Origin of the sequence: Chromatium okenii, assembly GCF_016583745.1 — a bacterium.
Taxonomy (GTDB): Bacteria; Pseudomonadota; Gammaproteobacteria; order Chromatiales; family Chromatiaceae; genus Chromatium; species Chromatium okenii.
On sequence record NZ_NRRQ01000002.1, the window covers coordinates 1 to 15,738 of the forward strand.

The window sequence follows — 15,738 nt, forward strand, 5'->3', positions numbered from 1 at the left end:
TGCCCAAGCGTTCAGTGAGTCGGGGAAACGCATTGCGGAAAAACTTATCATATAATTCAACGATGATTTTTTGTTTACCGGCAGCGTTATCAATGCCACTGGCTCGCAATTTCACACTGTCATAAAATCCTTGCAATGTATCGGCTTCTTTTTCTAAATGATGATCATGCAGCACATTTAATACCGCCTGCATTGCTTTTGACATCGGATTGTGTTGTGTAAACTGATAACCCTCAAATAACGCCGCAAATACCGGTTCAGTGACCAAATGCTGCGCCAACATTTCAATAATATCGCCATCGCTTAAACTATCATTCACATTTGCCCGTAATTCTCGCGTAAATGCTGCAAACGCCGTTTGCTCCGCCGTTTTTGCAGGATTGGCTAAAATGCTGGTGATGTGTTCAATATGCGTATTAGCAATTTTCGCAATATCATTGGCCCAATCTTCCCAATGATGGCGATTGCCGCATTTTTCTACCAACTTGGCATAAATCGCCCGCTCAATTTCGCCGATTTCAAATTGCAATTCACTTTGATCAGCCACCGCTGATGATGGCGGTGCCGGGGTGCCAATGGTAAAATCATTGCGTTCACTCTTCTTTTTTTTACCTTTTTCAGCGGCGCTTTTTTTACCAATTTTATCGGTGATTGCAATCACTTCCATTTTTTGCGGATCGTGCCCAATTAATTCCAATTTATTCACCAACGCATCAAAATGATCGTCATGCGAGCGCAGCGCCTGTAAAACCTGCCACACCACCGCAAAAGTTTTATTATCATTTAACGCCTCGTGCAGTTCCATTCCTGCCGGAATCACCACCGGCAAAATCACATAACCGCGTTGTTTATTGGGCGCAGTCCGCATCACCCGCCCCACTGATTGCACCACGTCCATAAAAACAACACTGCATCTAACGCCGGCACATCCACGCCTTCCGATAAACAACGGACATTACTTAAAATGCGGCAGGAATTCGCGGGTAAATCCGCTTTTAACCATTGATCGGCATTTCTATCCCGTTTTTTGCCAATTTCACTATCCGAACACACGTCGAGCAAGTATTCCTTGACCTCAAAACCCTGCAATTCACCTTGCTGATATTCCAGACTGATCGCGCCGATTGGAGCGCAGCGCCGCACCCACGTCGTCGTCTCGAGGGCAGTTTGACTAACACCGCCCGCGACTCGTACTGTTGCACAATTGGGGCGTTAAAGCATACGCTTCTAACACGTCGATTTCATTCCTGTTGCTAGTCAGCACAAAACGCTGCTTCCAGCATAGGTATTCGCTGACTGCGAGCCGTCATCATTATGTTAATTAAAGACATTGAATCCCGCCTCTGGAGCACTGCTGACCAACTTTGGGCGAATACCGGGCTGCGTCCGGCGCAGTTCTCAACGCCGGTGCTGGGGCTGATTTTTCTGCGTCACGCGGAAAATTGTTTTGTTAATGCGCAGGCACAATTGGCGCAGGAAGACGTTAAACCGGATGAAATTGATAAATACGATTATCAGGAACGCGGGGTGATTTATTTGCCGGATGCGGCGCGGTTTTCGCAATTGCAGGCGCGACCGGAAGATGGACATCTCGGCGAAGCATTAAATGCGGCAATGGTAGCAATTGAAGCGGAAAATGAAATGCTGCGCGGCGTGTTGCCGGGCAATTACAGCGAATTACCAGAGCGCGTGTTGATTGAATTGTTGCGGCTATTAGCGCCACTCGGTGAAGAAGAGCAAGAAGGAGATGCTTTTGGGCAGATTTATGAGTATTTTTTAGGCGCATTTGCGCTGGCGGAAGGGCAAAAAGGCGGCGTCTTTTTTACACCGAAATCAATTGTTAATTTAATTGTCGAAATCATCGCGCCATTTCAAGGACGGATTTTTGATCCGGCTTGCGGTTCGGCTGGAATGTTTGTGCAGAGCGCCGCATTTGTTCAACGGCATCAGCGCGAAGTGGCAGCGGAAATCAGCGTTTTCGGAGTTGAAAAAGACGCGGAAACGGTGAAATTAGCCAAGATGAATTTGGCGGTGCATGGTTTAGAAGGCGATATTCGAGTTGCTAATTCTTATTATGAAAATCCGCATGATGCGATTGATCGCTTTGATTTTGTAATGGCGAATCCGCCGTTTAATGTGAGCGGCGTTGAACGGGAAAAGCTGCATGATAATCGTCGTTTTCCGTTGGGGATTCCGTTGTCCGGCAATGCCAACTATTTATGGATTCAATTGTTTTATGCGGCATTGAATGACACAGGACGCGCTGGGTTTGTGATGGCGAATTCCGCCAGCGATGCGCGGGGCGGTGAATTGGAAATTAGGCAGCAATTATTAAAAACGCAGGCGGTTGATGTGATGGTCGCAGTCGGTTCTAATATGTTTTATACCGTGACGCTGCCGTGTACGCTGTGGTTTTTAGATCGCGGTAAACGTGATTCTGATCGCGCTGATAAGGTGTTATTTATTGATGCGCGGCATGTCTATCGGCAGGTGAATCGGGCGCTGCGCGAATGGAGTCCCTGTCAAATTGAATATCTCGCCAACATTGCGCGGTTGTATCGCGGCGAAACGCCAGAGTTTATGCTGGACGATGATAAAAAGGCGGCATGTATTGATCCCGATTTGCAATTGCAGTTTCCTGATTTAATTTATCGGGATGTGCCGGGGTTATGTAAAGTGGCAACGCTGGCGGAAATTGAGGCGCAGGGTTGGTCATTAAATCCGGGGCGTTATGTCGGCGTGGTGGCTGGTGCGGCAGTGACTGATGAAGATTTCCGGGCGCAATTCGAGGCGTTGAATGAGGAATTGGAAACTTTGAATGCTGAAGGGCGGGAATTGGAAGAGTTGATTTCTGAAAATGCAATGGCGTTATTAAATTGAGCGGGGTTTATGTATGAATACGGCAATTGAAACTGCGATCTTTGAAAAACTGCGCACTTTTGATGAACAGCATCAAGCGGAAGTATTAGATTTTGTGGAATTTCTCGCAATTCGCCGCGCTAATGCGTCGTGGTCGTTGCTTGATCCCGCTCGTGATTTTCCCAAGTTTGCGGGCAGTGAACCAATCGCCGAGGATAGCGTTGCTTTTCAGCGGCAAATTCGGGATACAGAATAGTGATTAACATTAAGAACGCAGCGGATATTTTGAATTTATGAGCCAAATAAATAGCAACTGGTCGGTGGTCAAATTAAAAAGTATCACATCTAAAATTGGCAGCGGTGCGACACCACGGGGAGGTCAAAATTCCTATCAATCAAAAGGAATTTCTCTTATAAGAAGTCTCAATGTCTACGATTTTTCTTTTAGTGAAAAAAATCTGGCTTTCCTTGACGAAAAACAGGCGAAAGAGTTAAACAACGTCATCGTTAGTAAAAACGATATTTTATTAAACATTACAGGTGCATCCGTTGCGCGTTGTTGTATGGCAAACGCAAAATTTTTGCCCGCCAGAGTAAATCAGCATGTAGCGATAATTCGTGTTCGTCCTGAACTAGCAGATTCTCGGTTTGTTCTTTTTTCTATCAACAGTCCATATTTGAAAAGTAAGCTGTTATCGCTTGCTCAAGGAGGAGCTACACGCGAAGCGTTAACCAAAACTACTATTGAAAATTTTGAAATCCCACTCCCACCGCTCCCCATTCAAACCCGCATCGCCGAAATCCTCTCCGCTTACGACGATCTCATCGAAAACAACCAGCGCCGTATTAAGATTTTAGAGCAAATGGCGCGGGCGCTGTATCGGGAATGGTTTGTTGATTTTCGCTTTCCCGGATACGAGAACGCCCAGTTTGTTGATTCGCCGCTGGGAAAAATACCGGAGGGATGGTCTTGCGGAGTAGTTAATGATTTACTGGCACTAAAATCAGGTTTTGCATTCAAAAGCAGCACATTTGAAAAAAGCGGTAAATATGGGCTTGCTACAATAAAAAACGTTCAAGATGGCGCATTCATTCCTTTATTTACAAATCGAATACATATCTTACCATTAAAAATGCCAGATTATTGTATGCTCCAACGCGGTGATATTTTGCTGTCACTGACTGGCAATGTTGGGCGAACTTGTTTATTTTACGGTGAGGATTGCTTGCTTAATCAGCGCGTAGCAAAAATTTTACCTCATAACCAAGAGAATCGAACATTTGTTTATATTTGTTTTAGGCAAAACGACTTTCAAAAAAAATTGATACAAATATCAAATGGCGTTGCTCAACAGAATTTAAGTCCTATAGAAGCTGGTCAAATAAAAGTGATCTTGCCAGAAGAAAAACTATTAGAAAATTTTGCTCGAATCTGCGAACCATTTATTAAAAGTATTTTAATTTTGTTTGAAAAAACAGCCAATCTCCGCCGCACTCGTGATCTGCTTTTACCGCGCCTGCTTTCTGGTCAACTCGACGTTTCAACGCTGCGCAAGGAACCGCTCCCGTGAGTGACAAATCGCCGTCCCGCCAATACTCAGAAGATGCGCTCATCGAACAGCCAGCCATCGCCGTTTTTGCCGAATTGGGCTGGAGCACCGCCAATCTCTACCACGAAACCTTCGGCGCATCCGGCAGCGAAGGGCGCGAATCCGCGCATGAAATCATCCTTCCGCGCCGACTCGCCGCCGCCCTCGCTCGCCTCAATCCGCAACTGCCCGCCGCTGCCCTCGTCACTGCCGCGCAGGAACTCAGCCGCGACCGCTCGCGCCTTGATCCGATCATCGCCAACCGCGAGTTTTACCGCCTGCTCAAAACCGGCGTTCCCGTCAGTTACCGCGACGCCGCCGGACAACTGCGCACCGCGCCAGCACGAGTCATCGACTGGAACACGCCCACCAACAACGACTTTTTTCTCGCCGCGCAATTCTGGGTCGCGGGCGATCTCTACCGCCGTCGCCCCGATTTGCTGGGCTTCATCAATGGAATTCCGCTGCTGTTCATCGAACTGAAAGCCAGCCACCGCCGCCTCGAAGATGCTTACAACAGGAACCTGCGCGACTACCGCGTCAGCATTCCGCAACTGTTCATACCCAACGCCTTGATTTTGCTATCCAACGGCAGCCACACCCGCATCGGCAGCCTGAGTGCCGCGTGGGAGCATTATTTGGATTGGAAACGGATCAACGATGAAGGCGAGACCGGCATCGTCTCGCTAGATACCGCGCTGCGCGGACTGTGCGAGCCAACGCGCCTGCTTGACTATGTGGAAAACTTCACGGCTTTTGAAGACGGGCGCAGCGGACTGATTAAAAAAACCGCCAAAAATCATCAGTTTCTCGGCGTGAATCGCGTTTATGCCAAGATTGCCGCGCTGGGCGAACAAGCGGGGCAGTTGGGCGTGTTCTGGCACACGCAAGGCAGCGGCAAAAGTCTGTCAATGAATTTCTTAACGCAAAAAGTGCTGCGCACCTTGCCCGGGCGCTGGACGTTTCTGATTGTCACCGACCGCGCCGAACTCGACAGCCAGCTTTATCAAACTTTCACCGACACTGGCGCAATCACCACCGCCGATGCCCACGCCCGCAATCGTGAGCATTTGCAGCAACTGCTGCGGGAAGATCACCGCTACATCTTCACCTTGATGCAGAAATTCCACACCCGCGACGGCGAACCGTTCCCGCTGTTGTCCGAGCGCAGCGACATCATCGTCATCAGCGACGAAGCGCACCGCAGCCAATACGCCAGCTTCGCCCTCAACCTGCGCTCGGCGCTGCCGAATGCCGCCTTTCTCGGCTTCACCGGAACGCCGCTGATTGCGGGTGAAGAAGAAAAAACCCGTGAAGTGTTCGGCGATTACGTTTCTGTTTACGACTTCGCCCGTTCGATTGAAGACGGCGCGACCGTGCCGCTGTACTACGAGAATCGCAGCCCCGAACTGCAACTGACCAACGACCAGCTCAACGACAACATGGAGGCGCTGCTGGATGCTGCCGCGCTAGATGCGGAATCAGAGCGCCAGCTTGAGCGCGAATTTGCCCGCGAATATCACCTCATCACTCGCGCCGAGCGGTTAGAAACCATCGCTGCCGATCTGGTGCAGCATTTCACCGGGCGCGGCTATCGCGGCAAGGCGATGATGGTCTGCATCGACAAAGCAACTGCCGTGCGGATGTACGACAAAGTGCGCCAGCACTGGCTCGCCAATCTCGCCGACCTGCGAACGGCGTTGCAAACAGCGCCAGCAGCAGAACAGGCAGCGCGGGCGGCGCAACTGGCGGATTTAGAAACAACCGACATGGCAGTCATCGTCTCGCCGGCGCAAAACGAAATCGCCGATCTTGCCGCCAAAGGTTTAGACATCGTCCCGCACCGCCAGCGCCTGAACAGTGAAGATTTAGAGCAAGCGTTCAAAGACGAGACCAACCCGCTGCGGCTGGTGTTCGTGTGCGCGATGTGGATCACCGGCTTTGACGTGCCGTCCTGCGCGACGATTTATCTCGATAAACCGATGAAAAATCACACGTTAATGCAAACCATCGCCCGCGCCAATCGCGTCGCGCCCGGCAAAACCGCTGGCTTGATCGTTGATTACATTGGCATCTTTCGGAATTTGCAGCAGGCGCTGGCGATTTACGCCGGACAAGAGCGCAGCGGCGGCGGTGGTGTGCCAATCAAGGATAAAGCCGCGCTGGTGGCAGAACTGAACGCCGCGCTGACCGAATCCCGTGCGCATTGCCAAACGCACGCGATTGATTTAGCAGCGATTCAGCACGCGGAAGGCTGGGCGCGGCTCAAACAGCTTGATGATGCAGTGGAAGCGTTGTTGACCAGCGATGCCGAGCGCCAGCGTTATCTCGCGCTGACCAATCGCGTCGCTCGCCTGTACCAAGCACTGCTGCCGGACGTGACGGCGCAAACCTTCACCGCCGATGTCGTGTTGCTCGCCGTGCTGGCTGCCAAACTGCGGGCGCTGACACCCAAACCAGACATCAGCGCCGTGCTTGATGATGTAGAAACACTGCTCAACGACTCCATCGCTGCTGCGCCGTATCAAATCGCAGCAGCGACTGCGCCCGCACCGCTGCTTGATTTGTCACAACTTGACTTCGCGGCACTGCGCAAAGAATTCGAGACCAGCCGCAAGCGCACCGCCGCGCACCAGCTCCAAACCCAACTTGCCAATAAACTCGAGCAAATGCTGCGTGAGAATCGCTCACGGTTGAATTATCTGGAAAAATTCCAAACGCTGATCGCCGCCTACAACGCCGGCAGCCAAACAGTCGAAACGTTCTTTGCGCAACTCGTGGAATTCGCCCGCAGTCTCAGCGTGGAGGAACAGCGCGGCGTTGCCGAGCGATTGACCGCTGAAGAATTGGCGCTGTTTGATATTTTGACCCAGCCAGAACCGGCGTTATCAACGGCAGAACGCGCCGCAGTTAAAACAGTGGCGCAGGAATTATTGAAGACGTTGAAAAAGGAAAAGCTGATATTGGATTGGCGCAATCAACAACGGACTCGCGCTGGTGTGCGCAAAACGATCACCCGCAGCTTCAATAGTCTACCGGAGTCTTACAGTTTAGAGCTGCGGGCAGTGAAAGCAGATTTAACTTATAGCCATATTTTCGACAGCTACATTGACCGAGAAAACAGCATTTATTGTCTGGCAGCTTGATCACTTTTACGCTTTATTTCTCACTCACGAACTCCCGCACCGCTTCAATAAAAACCCGTCCGCGATGGGTGTAATCATTAAACATATCGAAGCTGGCGCAGGCCGGTGACAGCAATACGCAATCGCCCGCTTGTGCGAATTGCGCCGCTTGTTTTACTGCATCCGCCATATCAATCGCCATCACTCGCGGAATTGCCTGCGTTGACGGATCGGCAGCGAGTTCCCGCGCAATCAATGGCGCATCGCGTCCAATTAAAACGACCGCCCGCGCAGCTTGCGCCACTGCCGGCACCAATGGCGCAAATTCCGCGCCCTTGCCGTCGCCACCTGCAATTAACACCACTCGCGCCGCTGATTCTGGCGTCACCAAACCTTCCAATGCCGCAATCGTTGCGCCCGGATTGGTGCCTTTGGAATCGTTAAACCAGCGCACGTTATTGAATTCAACGACCAATTCGCTGCGGTGCGGCAAGCCGGGGAATTGGCGCAACACGTCTACTGCTGGCGCGAGATCGGCAGCGGGTGCGCAGGCAGTCAACAGCGCCAGCGCCGCCAACGCATTGGCGAGATTGTGGCGTCCGGGAATCCGCACCTCGGATGCAGGCACCAGCGCCAGCTCGCCGCGACACAGCCAAGTTGCGCCGTCAAGCGTGCGCAGCCCGAAATCGCCGGCGGCTGGCGCGTTGAGGGTGAAACCGATTTCAAATCCCCCCAACCCCCCTTTTTCTAAGGGGGGCTTTTGCTCCCCCTTTAGCAAAGGGGGCTGGGGGGATTTATCAAAGAGAGGCTTTTCTTCTCCCCCCTTTGGAAAAGGGTGGCGGGGGGGGATTTCCCGCATCGCCACCACCGCCGGATCATCCCGATTGACGACTGCGACCCGCGCATTGCGATAAATCTGCGCTTTGGTTGCCGCATACGCCGCCAGATCGGGATACCGATCCAGATGATCGGCAGCGATGTTGAGCACCACCGCTGCCGCCGCGCACAAGCTGGGCGTGGTTTCCAATTGAAAGCTCGATAATTCAAGCACATATAAATCAACATCCGGCGCGAGCAGCTCCAACACCGGCTCGCCGAGATTGCCGCCGACCGCCACGCGCAATCCCACCGCCTCCGCCATCAAACCCACCAACGTCGTCACCGTACTTTTGCCGTTGCTGCCGGTGATCGCGCAAATCGGCGCAGTCGCAATTTGAATAAACAATTCCACATCGCCGAGCACCGCTGCGCCTCGCGCCAATGCCTGTTGAATCAATGGCTCGCTAATTGGCACGCCGGGGCTAACAATTAAGCGCGTCGCTGCTGCAAATAGCGCCGGATCAAAACCACCAACGGCAATTTTTAATTCTGGCAATTCATCGCGCAGCGCATCTAAACCCGGCGGATTCTGGCGCGAATCAGTCACGGCTAAAATTCCGTGATGTGAATGCCGCGCTAAATATCGCGCACATGACAATCCAGTTTTACCTAAACCGACAATCAAAGTGACATCTGTTGACTGACAACTTTTTTCATTCATGCGAGTGCGCTTTTTTAATCCAGTGAATTTTAAGATGCGGTGCATGTCCAGCCCCGCTTTTTTAACCAAACAATATAATAATCCAACGATCTTGAACACAGCGGATCAAAATAAATGAAATCCACCCGCCTACAATTCCCACCACAACAAAACGCCCAGCGCGTCATTGCTCACTGGGCGTTTTGTGTGTTGATTAACTGAAATCGTGGTTTACGATGTCAATTGAACGCTGGCAAATTTCGCGCCCATAATCCGTCCACAACCCTTGCCCCCAATAGCGATAACAACTGGTCTGCGACGCCATTAAATGAAACAGCGCATTGCGATAACTGGGATGATCGGTGGCAATTCCGGGGCGCAATACTTTTTCATTAAACAATGAACTCGCCGCTTCCATTGGGCCGAGCAAATTGTCATAACCACGCACCCAAGACAGATCATTCGTCCAACTGCCGCCTTCCATATGAAAACGTCCATCTTCTTGCTTCAATTCCGCAATCACCTGCGCCAATTTTTCCGGTCCATCGCCGGGTTGCAGCCGCGCCCAAATGCGGTCATGGAAAATCGGTTGAATCGCAGGAAAATCACTCTCTTTAATTCCCATCGCAAAGAGATGTTCAAGATATTCACTGGCATTCATCATAGGGCTGTCAGAGCCGCTGCTATTGCGCACCACCTCCATAAATTTAGATGGGAATTCATTCATCATCACGCCGCCATTCTCGCCATCAGCAATCTGTGTGACCAATGGTGGAATAGATTTGCCGGCTAATTCAACGCGACTCAATCCCTGCGCTTCATACCAAGGCTGCATCTGCGCTACCAACTTGGTATCTGAACCTTGGGTTTTAATAATCGCAATGATGCTGGCGGTCTCACCTTTGGAGTTGGTGCAGACTAAACGATGCGGAATATGTGGACGCTCAGGATGATGCCCGTTGCTCACCTGCTGCACAGAATGCTCTTGAATAAGCACCCATTGAAAACCGCAATCAACCAATGTCTTGACGAATTCATAAGCAACGTCTGGATGATTGGGTAATGCCATTTCAGACGGTGAAAAACCGCGCACCCGCTCTAATGCTTCCCAACCAAAGATCGCCGCAAAATGATGTTGAAAAGCGCGAACATGCAGGCGGTAATCCTGCACTGGTGTTGATGGCGCAACTGCGTGTCCCCAAGGCATTCCTAACCATTCGGCTGCCCAATTATATTCGGGATTGCAGGTGATGGTTTTTAACGCATCAATCACATGATGCTCACCCATTTTGCGCAGTCCATGCAATAAGGTGCCGGAGTATTCCAACATGCAGCGCGGTGATTTCCCTTCACCAATCAATTGCGGAATGAATTCGCCAATCCGCTTATAACACCACACAAAAGTCGGCGCGTTGTAATTATCGCCAATATGTTGGTTGTGCATCATGTATTGCAAGTTGCTGATTAAATCAGCAGTGCGCAAATCACCACCGCCCGCTGGAATCAGCGGTTGATGTTGATGCAGCGCAATTGCAGTGGCGGAGCGAATTGCGCCAAAATTAATACCGCCGCGTTGGGTAAAAAGCGTTTGCTCACGACCGCGAGCGACAACGTGTTCCAGCTCGGTTTCATTGCCGGAGATATTCGGAACATCATTCACATATTCAGGTAGTTGGTTCAAGGGTACATTCCTTCACTAGGTACAAAAGTGAGACAAAACGCAGCAATGCTGATTACATTGCTAACGTTTTAAGTCTCGGTAAAAATCACTTTTACTGCTGAAAACAAATGGCAAAGCGTGTTCGCGGGGTTCTGCTAATGATGCGAGTGATTCTGCAATAAAACTGACGGGTAAATCAGGATTATCTAGCGCAGCGCGTCCGACCCGTGCCCAGAATTCAATTTGTTCTGCAATCGTGCGCTGCTCACGTTGCGCATCATCTTTCGCTTGTTCATAAAGCTGTTGATTGATTTGTATAGATGTCGTGATTGACATGATGCAACCTCTGCAAATTAAGATGACACCGGATCAAGCACAGTATCATCGTCGGATGTGACTATATCGCTATTGTGTTGCACCTCTGGTTCATGCACTGGTTCTGTGGCAATGCCAATATCTTCTAATGCCGTTCGACTGATTGCTAAATCCGCATCAACTCGCGGCACCCATGATTCACCCCAGTATAAATTGCAACTGGTTTCAGCGCGTAATAACGCATTGAGTGCGGTATTGATTCCATCAACATAAGCGCCTTCAACAATGCCACGTTCACCCGCAAACCAACGCGCATCATGGACTAAATGACTGACATGTGCCATATCAACTAACGCTTGTTTTTGGCGTTCTGATCCAATCCATTGCGTAAAATCACGTCCATGATGCCAACCCGTATTCCATGCGCCAGTGCGTACTTTCACTTCACCATGTGCGCCATAAGTATCGAGATAATCGTGAATAAATGTGGGCACAATGTTGGAGGTTCCCGCACTGACTTGTTCTAATAAGGGGCGATAAAAAACGCTCCAAAAATTCGCGCCTTCAGTGACATTGCGAAACCAACCGCCGTTCTCACCATCGGTGCAGGTTGTGACTAAAGGCGGGAAATCACACCATTTCGTGCGCTCGGCAACTTCGGCTTGAAACCAACCCAAATCCATGCCGGATTCTTGCGCATCTGACAATTCACGATCTCGCACAATCACAATGATTTCTGCATCGCCATAACGGGCAATATGCGGGCGATAACGCATTTCTTGCCAACTCATTTCGGTGACGGGTTCAATGTGTTCGCTATCCACTAATACATAGCGATAACCAAAGGCGCGTAATAATGGAATTAATTCCATTGAAAAACCCATTTCTGGCGGCCAGAATCCTTGAAAACGCGGGCGCCATAATAAATGATGCGCAATGCCGAGCCAGCGTTTTAAGTGTTCAGCGCGATCTGCGGCGGGAATTAACGGCAGCACGGGATGATAATAACCCGTGCCGAGGACATCAAAGACGGATTGATTTTGAAAATGCCACAGCAATGAACCGCAATCCACCACGCCATAAACTTGTTGCTGAAATGCGGGATCAGACAGCGTTTCTAATAGCGTTCCTGATAATGACAAATGGACGCGGGCGTGAGTTTCATGTCCCCACAAACTGCGCGGAATGCGATCCAGTGCGAATAAAATCTCATGCGCTTCCCACGTTTGATATTGCAATAGTTCTTGCAAATTTCCCGGCGGTTGATGCAGATTGAGTACGAGCGCGTGATGTGCAAGCATTGGATATTACCGTTGATTGGTTGTGATAATAGAATACCAAATGATGGCGGTGATGCTGTGACCAAGGAATGACCGGCAGCATCTGTTGTGTATTGCAATTCAATTCTATGACGCAGTGCCTTAACGTCGCCATTGCGCCGGGCCGAGCTGATGAATGGATGCGCCTTGCGTATTCACAGCAACCATGACGGGCATGTCAACTACGCTGAATTCACGCATTGCTTCCATTCCTAAATCTGCAAACGCGACGATCCGCGCTGCTGTAATGGCTTGGGCAACTAAATAGGCGGCACCACCCACTGCAATTAAGGATACTGCGCCGTATTCTTTAATGGCGTCAAGTGCAATTTGTCCGCGTTCACCTTTGCCAATCATGCCAATTAACCCGGTGTCGCGCAGCAATTGGGCAGTGAATTTATCCATGCGGCTGGCAGTTGTCGGGCCCGCCGGGCCGACGATTTCATTGCGCACCGCGTCAACCGGGCCGACGTAATAAATAAAGCGATTGGTTAAATCAACTCCATCCGGTAATGATTCGCCGCGATTGAGTAATTCAATTAAACGAGAATGCGCGGCGTCGCGTCCGGTTAATAAGTTTCCAGTCAATAAAAGTCGCTCGCCGGGTTGCCAAGTGGCGAGATCGGCGCGGGTGAGTTGGTCAAGATTGACGCGGCGAGCACCGGCGGCGGCGTCCCAAACGAGGCGCGGCCAGTCTTCCAGCGCAGGCGGGACGAATTGCGCCGCGCCGCTGCCGTCGAGGGTGAATTCGAGGTGGCGCGTGGCGGCGCAGTTGGGAATCAGGGCGACCGGCAGCGAGGCGGCGTGGGTGGGATAGGTCAAAATTTTGACATCAAGGACGGTGGTCAGGCCGCCCAAACCCTGTGCGCCGATGCCGAGCGCGTTGATTTTGTCGTGCAATTCCAAGCGCAATTCTTCAATAAAATCAGTCGCTCCCCGCGCTTTGAGGTCGTGCAAATCAATCGGTGCGAGCAGCGCCTCTTTCGCCAGCAGCATCGCTTTTTCTGCCGAGCCGCCGATGCCGATGCCGAGCATTCCCGGTGGGCACCAGCCCGCGCCCAGCGTGGGGACGGTGGCGAGCACCCACTCGACGAGGCTGTCGCTGGGGTTGAGGGTGGCAAATTTTGCTTTATTTTCAGAGCCTCCGCCTTTGGCGGCGAGGCGCACGACGATGGTTTCGCCGGGCACGAGTGCGACGTGGACGACGGCGGGCGTGTTGTCGCCGGTGTTGCGGCGAGCGCCGAGCGGCGGGGCAACAATTGAGGCGCGGAGCGGGTTGTCGGGGTGGCGATAGGCGCGGCGCACGCCTTCATCAACCAATTCCTGCACACTCAACGCGGTGTCCCAGCGGACGTTCATGCCGACGCTTAAAAACACGACGACGGCACCAGTATCTTGGCAGATTGGGCGCTGACCTTCGGCGCATAGCCTTGAATTCACAAGAATTTGTGCGATGGCGTCGCGGGCGGCGGGCGCAGCTTCGGCGTGATAAGCGGCAGTTAAGGCGCGAATGTAATCTTGCGGATGATAATAAGAAATGAATTGCAGCGCGGTGGCGATGCTGTCAATAAAATCGGCGGCGCGAATCGTGGACATTGTTTTTTATTTGTCAGTTTGCAGTTGTCAGTGTGGGATTTGTGATTAAAACTGGCGTTGAATGTGATTCCAATACTGTTCAATCTCGCTCAAGGTGGGGATGGGCAGTGGAATTTCAATTTGCAGTACTGGCAGCCATGCGGCGCTGGGTGCAAACCAGAATAAGCTGAGGATGCTCATTAACATCAATAAATTGCTCCAGCGATCCGTATAACTAAAGGGTTTTAATGCGGTGCCGAATGAACGTTTGATGCGGCGATTGAGTAAATCAACGCTGTATAATTCATCTAAAACTAAATGGGTGAGATAACCAATCCCCGTCATCGCGCCAGCTAACCACGCAATTGCAGCGGATTCTTGCCATAACCAAAACGCAACATTGGTCATGGCTAAACTGATGACGATGACCGCTAATAATGAATGCCAGATGCCGCGATGAACGGTGATGCGGCTGAAGATTTCTAAAAAGCCGTGCCGTACAATTAAATACACGCCGCCCCAGATTAAACTCAATTGCAGCGGCGGTAATTGTTTGAAAAAAGGCATGGTCATCGCAAATGCGAGTCCTGCTCCAATTAAATTAAATAAGATGGCGGCAGGTTTGGAGGTTTTAGAATCAATGTCGGGTAATAAACTGCCGACGACGCCGAGCACAAAAAATGACAGCGTGTGGCTGGCGTCAATCACCGCGGCAGTGTGCAGCATTAGCGCGGCGCTGGCGCTGACGACGATGCCAAGATTGAGGTGGGTTTGGAAATTGGCCATGAGCGTGAGGAGCGGCGTGAGTGGAGGGGGCGCAGGTGACGTTGGCGCAGCAATTTTGCAGATAATAGCGACCACTCATGTCTTATCAGGATTTCGTGATGTCTCATCCTTTATTGATCGCTTTAGCGCAACAGTCCGATCAGGGTAGCGCCGCTGCCAATCTCGATGATTGTGAGACGGCCATTCGCACTGCCGCCAATCGTGGCTGTGGTTTGGTGTTGTTGCAAGAACTCCACAACAGTTCCTATTTTTGCCAGATTGAAGACCCTGCGCTGTTTGATCTCGCCGAGCCGATTCCGGGCCCGACCACCGAGCGGTTGAGCAAGTTAGCGCGGGAGCTGCAAGTGGTGATTATCGGCTCATTGTTTGAACGGCGGGCACCGGGCTTGTATCACAACACCGCCGTCGTGCTGGATGTGGACGGCTCGCTGGCGGGCATCTATCGCAAAATGCACATCCCGGACGATCCGGGCTATTACGAGAAATACTATTTTACGCCCGGCGATCTGGGCTTCAATCCGGTGGATACCGCTATCGGACGCCTCGGCGTGTTGGTGTGTTGGGATCAATGGTTTCCCGAAGCAGCGCGGGCGATGGCGCTGGCTGGTGCGCAAATTCTGCTGTATCCGACCGCAATTGGCTGGGATCCGTGCGATTCCTCGGCAGAACAAACGCGCCAGCTCGAGGCGTGGGTGACGGTGCAACGTGGTCATGCGGTGGCAAATGGTTTGACGGTGGCCGCCTGCAATCGGGTGGGATTTGAGCCCGACCCGCGGGGCGCAGGCTCCGGCGCTCGGTTCTGGGGCAGTTCATTTGTGTGCGGACCGCAGGGCGAAATGCTCGCGCAAGCGGACGCGCAAACGCCTAAATTATTGATTACTGAAGTGAATCTGGCACGAACGGAGCAGGTGCGGCGGATGTGGCCGTTTTTGCGTGATCGTCGCATTGACGCTTACGACGATCTCAAACGACGTTATCGGGATTAACTTTG

General features: G+C 51.5%; 12 protein-coding genes and 1 pseudogene. 5 read left to right on the forward strand and 8 right to left on the reverse strand.

What is annotated here, in order from left to right; translation table 11 throughout:
* Positions 1-898, reverse strand: a pseudogene (locus tag CKO12_RS00780) (hypothetical protein); the annotation flags it as partial.
* Positions 868-1,143, reverse strand: coding sequence for a hypothetical protein (locus CKO12_RS00785; RefSeq protein ID WP_200152832.1), 276 nt, complete (start codon positions 1,141-1,143; stop codon positions 868-870). The gene CKO12_RS00785 and the pseudogene CKO12_RS00780, both read right to left, overlap by 31 nt.
* A gap of 171 nt (positions 1,144-1,314) precedes the next feature.
* On the opposite strand from CKO12_RS00785, the gene CKO12_RS00790 reads away from it, so the two are divergent.
* From CKO12_RS00790 to CKO12_RS15200, 4 genes are read left to right on the forward strand one after another with little or no spacing between them, the layout of a single operon-like run.
* A complete protein-coding gene (locus tag CKO12_RS00790; protein ID WP_200152833.1) occupies positions 1,315-2,880 on the forward strand; it encodes a type I restriction-modification system subunit M in 1,566 nt (521 codons plus the stop codon).
* Between the two features lie 13 nt (positions 2,881-2,893).
* Positions 2,894-3,115: a hypothetical protein gene (locus tag CKO12_RS00795; protein ID WP_200152834.1), complete on the forward strand. Its 222-nt coding sequence runs from the start codon at positions 2,894-2,896 to the stop codon at positions 3,113-3,115.
* Between the two features lie 37 nt (positions 3,116-3,152).
* Entirely contained in the window at positions 3,153-4,430 is a 1,278-nt protein-coding gene (locus CKO12_RS00800; protein WP_200152835.1) for a restriction endonuclease subunit S, read from the forward strand.
* The gene (locus CKO12_RS15200; RefSeq protein ID WP_200152836.1) at positions 4,427-7,594 is read left to right on the forward strand and encodes an HsdR family type I site-specific deoxyribonuclease; all 3,168 of its coding nucleotides are present in this window, start codon (positions 4,427-4,429) and stop codon (positions 7,592-7,594) included. Before CKO12_RS00800 ends, CKO12_RS15200 begins: the two co-directional genes overlap by 4 nt.
* A 13-nt stretch (positions 7,595-7,607) precedes the next feature.
* Here the strand turns inward: CKO12_RS15200 and CKO12_RS00810 are convergent, their stop codons facing one another.
* The 6 genes from CKO12_RS00810 to CKO12_RS00835 all read right to left on the reverse strand — a co-directional run bounded on the left by CKO12_RS00810 (position 7,608) and on the right by CKO12_RS00835 (position 14,747).
* Entirely contained in the window at positions 7,608-9,113 is a 1,506-nt protein-coding gene (locus CKO12_RS00810; protein ID WP_200152960.1) for a Mur ligase family protein, read from the reverse strand.
* A 193-nt stretch (positions 9,114-9,306) separates the two neighbouring features.
* On the reverse strand, positions 9,307-10,773 hold the full coding sequence (locus CKO12_RS00815; protein WP_200152837.1) for a glycosyl hydrolase family 57: 1,467 nt from the start codon (positions 10,771-10,773) through the stop codon (positions 9,307-9,309).
* A gap of 60 nt (positions 10,774-10,833) precedes the next feature.
* Positions 10,834-11,088: a ParD-like family protein gene (locus CKO12_RS00820; protein ID WP_207146199.1), complete on the reverse strand. Its 255-nt coding sequence runs from the start codon at positions 11,086-11,088 to the stop codon at positions 10,834-10,836.
* Between the two features lie 17 nt (positions 11,089-11,105).
* The gene (locus CKO12_RS00825) at positions 11,106-12,368 is read right to left on the reverse strand and encodes a polysaccharide deacetylase family protein (RefSeq protein WP_200152838.1); all 1,263 of its coding nucleotides are present in this window, start codon (positions 12,366-12,368) and stop codon (positions 11,106-11,108) included.
* A gap of 120 nt (positions 12,369-12,488) precedes the next feature.
* Complete coding sequence (locus tag CKO12_RS00830; RefSeq protein ID WP_200152839.1) at positions 12,489-13,982, reverse strand: fumarate hydratase; 1,494 nt, start codon at positions 13,980-13,982, stop codon at positions 12,489-12,491.
* 45 nt (positions 13,983-14,027) lie between these two features.
* Positions 14,028-14,747, reverse strand: coding sequence for a metal-dependent hydrolase (locus CKO12_RS00835; RefSeq protein ID WP_200152962.1), 720 nt, complete (start codon positions 14,745-14,747; stop codon positions 14,028-14,030).
* A 98-nt stretch (positions 14,748-14,845) separates the two neighbouring features.
* Here CKO12_RS00835 and CKO12_RS00840 point away from each other — a divergent pair, with 98 nt between their 5' ends.
* Positions 14,846-15,733 carry a carbon-nitrogen hydrolase gene (locus tag CKO12_RS00840; protein WP_200152840.1) on the forward strand — a complete coding sequence of 296 codons (888 nt, stop codon included), beginning with the start codon at positions 14,846-14,848 and terminating at the stop codon, positions 15,731-15,733.
* Positions 15,734-15,738: the final 5 nt, after the last annotated feature.

Coding starts and splice junctions, on each gene's coding strand:
- CKO12_RS00790 (WP_200152833.1), top strand. CDS start 1,315: ATGTTAATTAAAGACATTGAATCCCGCCTCTGGAGCACTGCTGACCAA.
- CKO12_RS00795 (WP_200152834.1), top strand. CDS start 2,894: ATGAATACGGCAATTGAAACTGCGATCTTTGAAAAACTGCGCACTTTT.
- CKO12_RS00800 (WP_200152835.1), top strand. CDS start 3,153: ATGAGCCAAATAAATAGCAACTGGTCGGTGGTCAAATTAAAAAGTATC.
- CKO12_RS00810 (WP_200152960.1), bottom strand. CDS start 9,113: ATGAATGAAAAAAGTTGTCAGTCAACAGATGTCACTTTGATTGTCGGT.
- CKO12_RS00820 (WP_207146199.1), bottom strand. CDS start 11,088: ATGTCAATCACGACATCTATACAAATCAATCAACAGCTTTATGAACAA.
- CKO12_RS00825 (WP_200152838.1), bottom strand. CDS start 12,368: ATGCTTGCACATCACGCGCTCGTACTCAATCTGCATCAACCGCCGGGA.
- CKO12_RS00830 (WP_200152839.1), bottom strand. CDS start 13,982: ATGTCCACGATTCGCGCCGCCGATTTTATTGACAGCATCGCCACCGCG.
- CKO12_RS00835 (WP_200152962.1), bottom strand. CDS start 14,747: ATGGCCAATTTCCAAACCCACCTCAATCTTGGCATCGTCGTCAGCGCC.
- CKO12_RS00840 (WP_200152840.1), top strand. CDS start 14,846: ATGTCTCATCCTTTATTGATCGCTTTAGCGCAACAGTCCGATCAGGGT.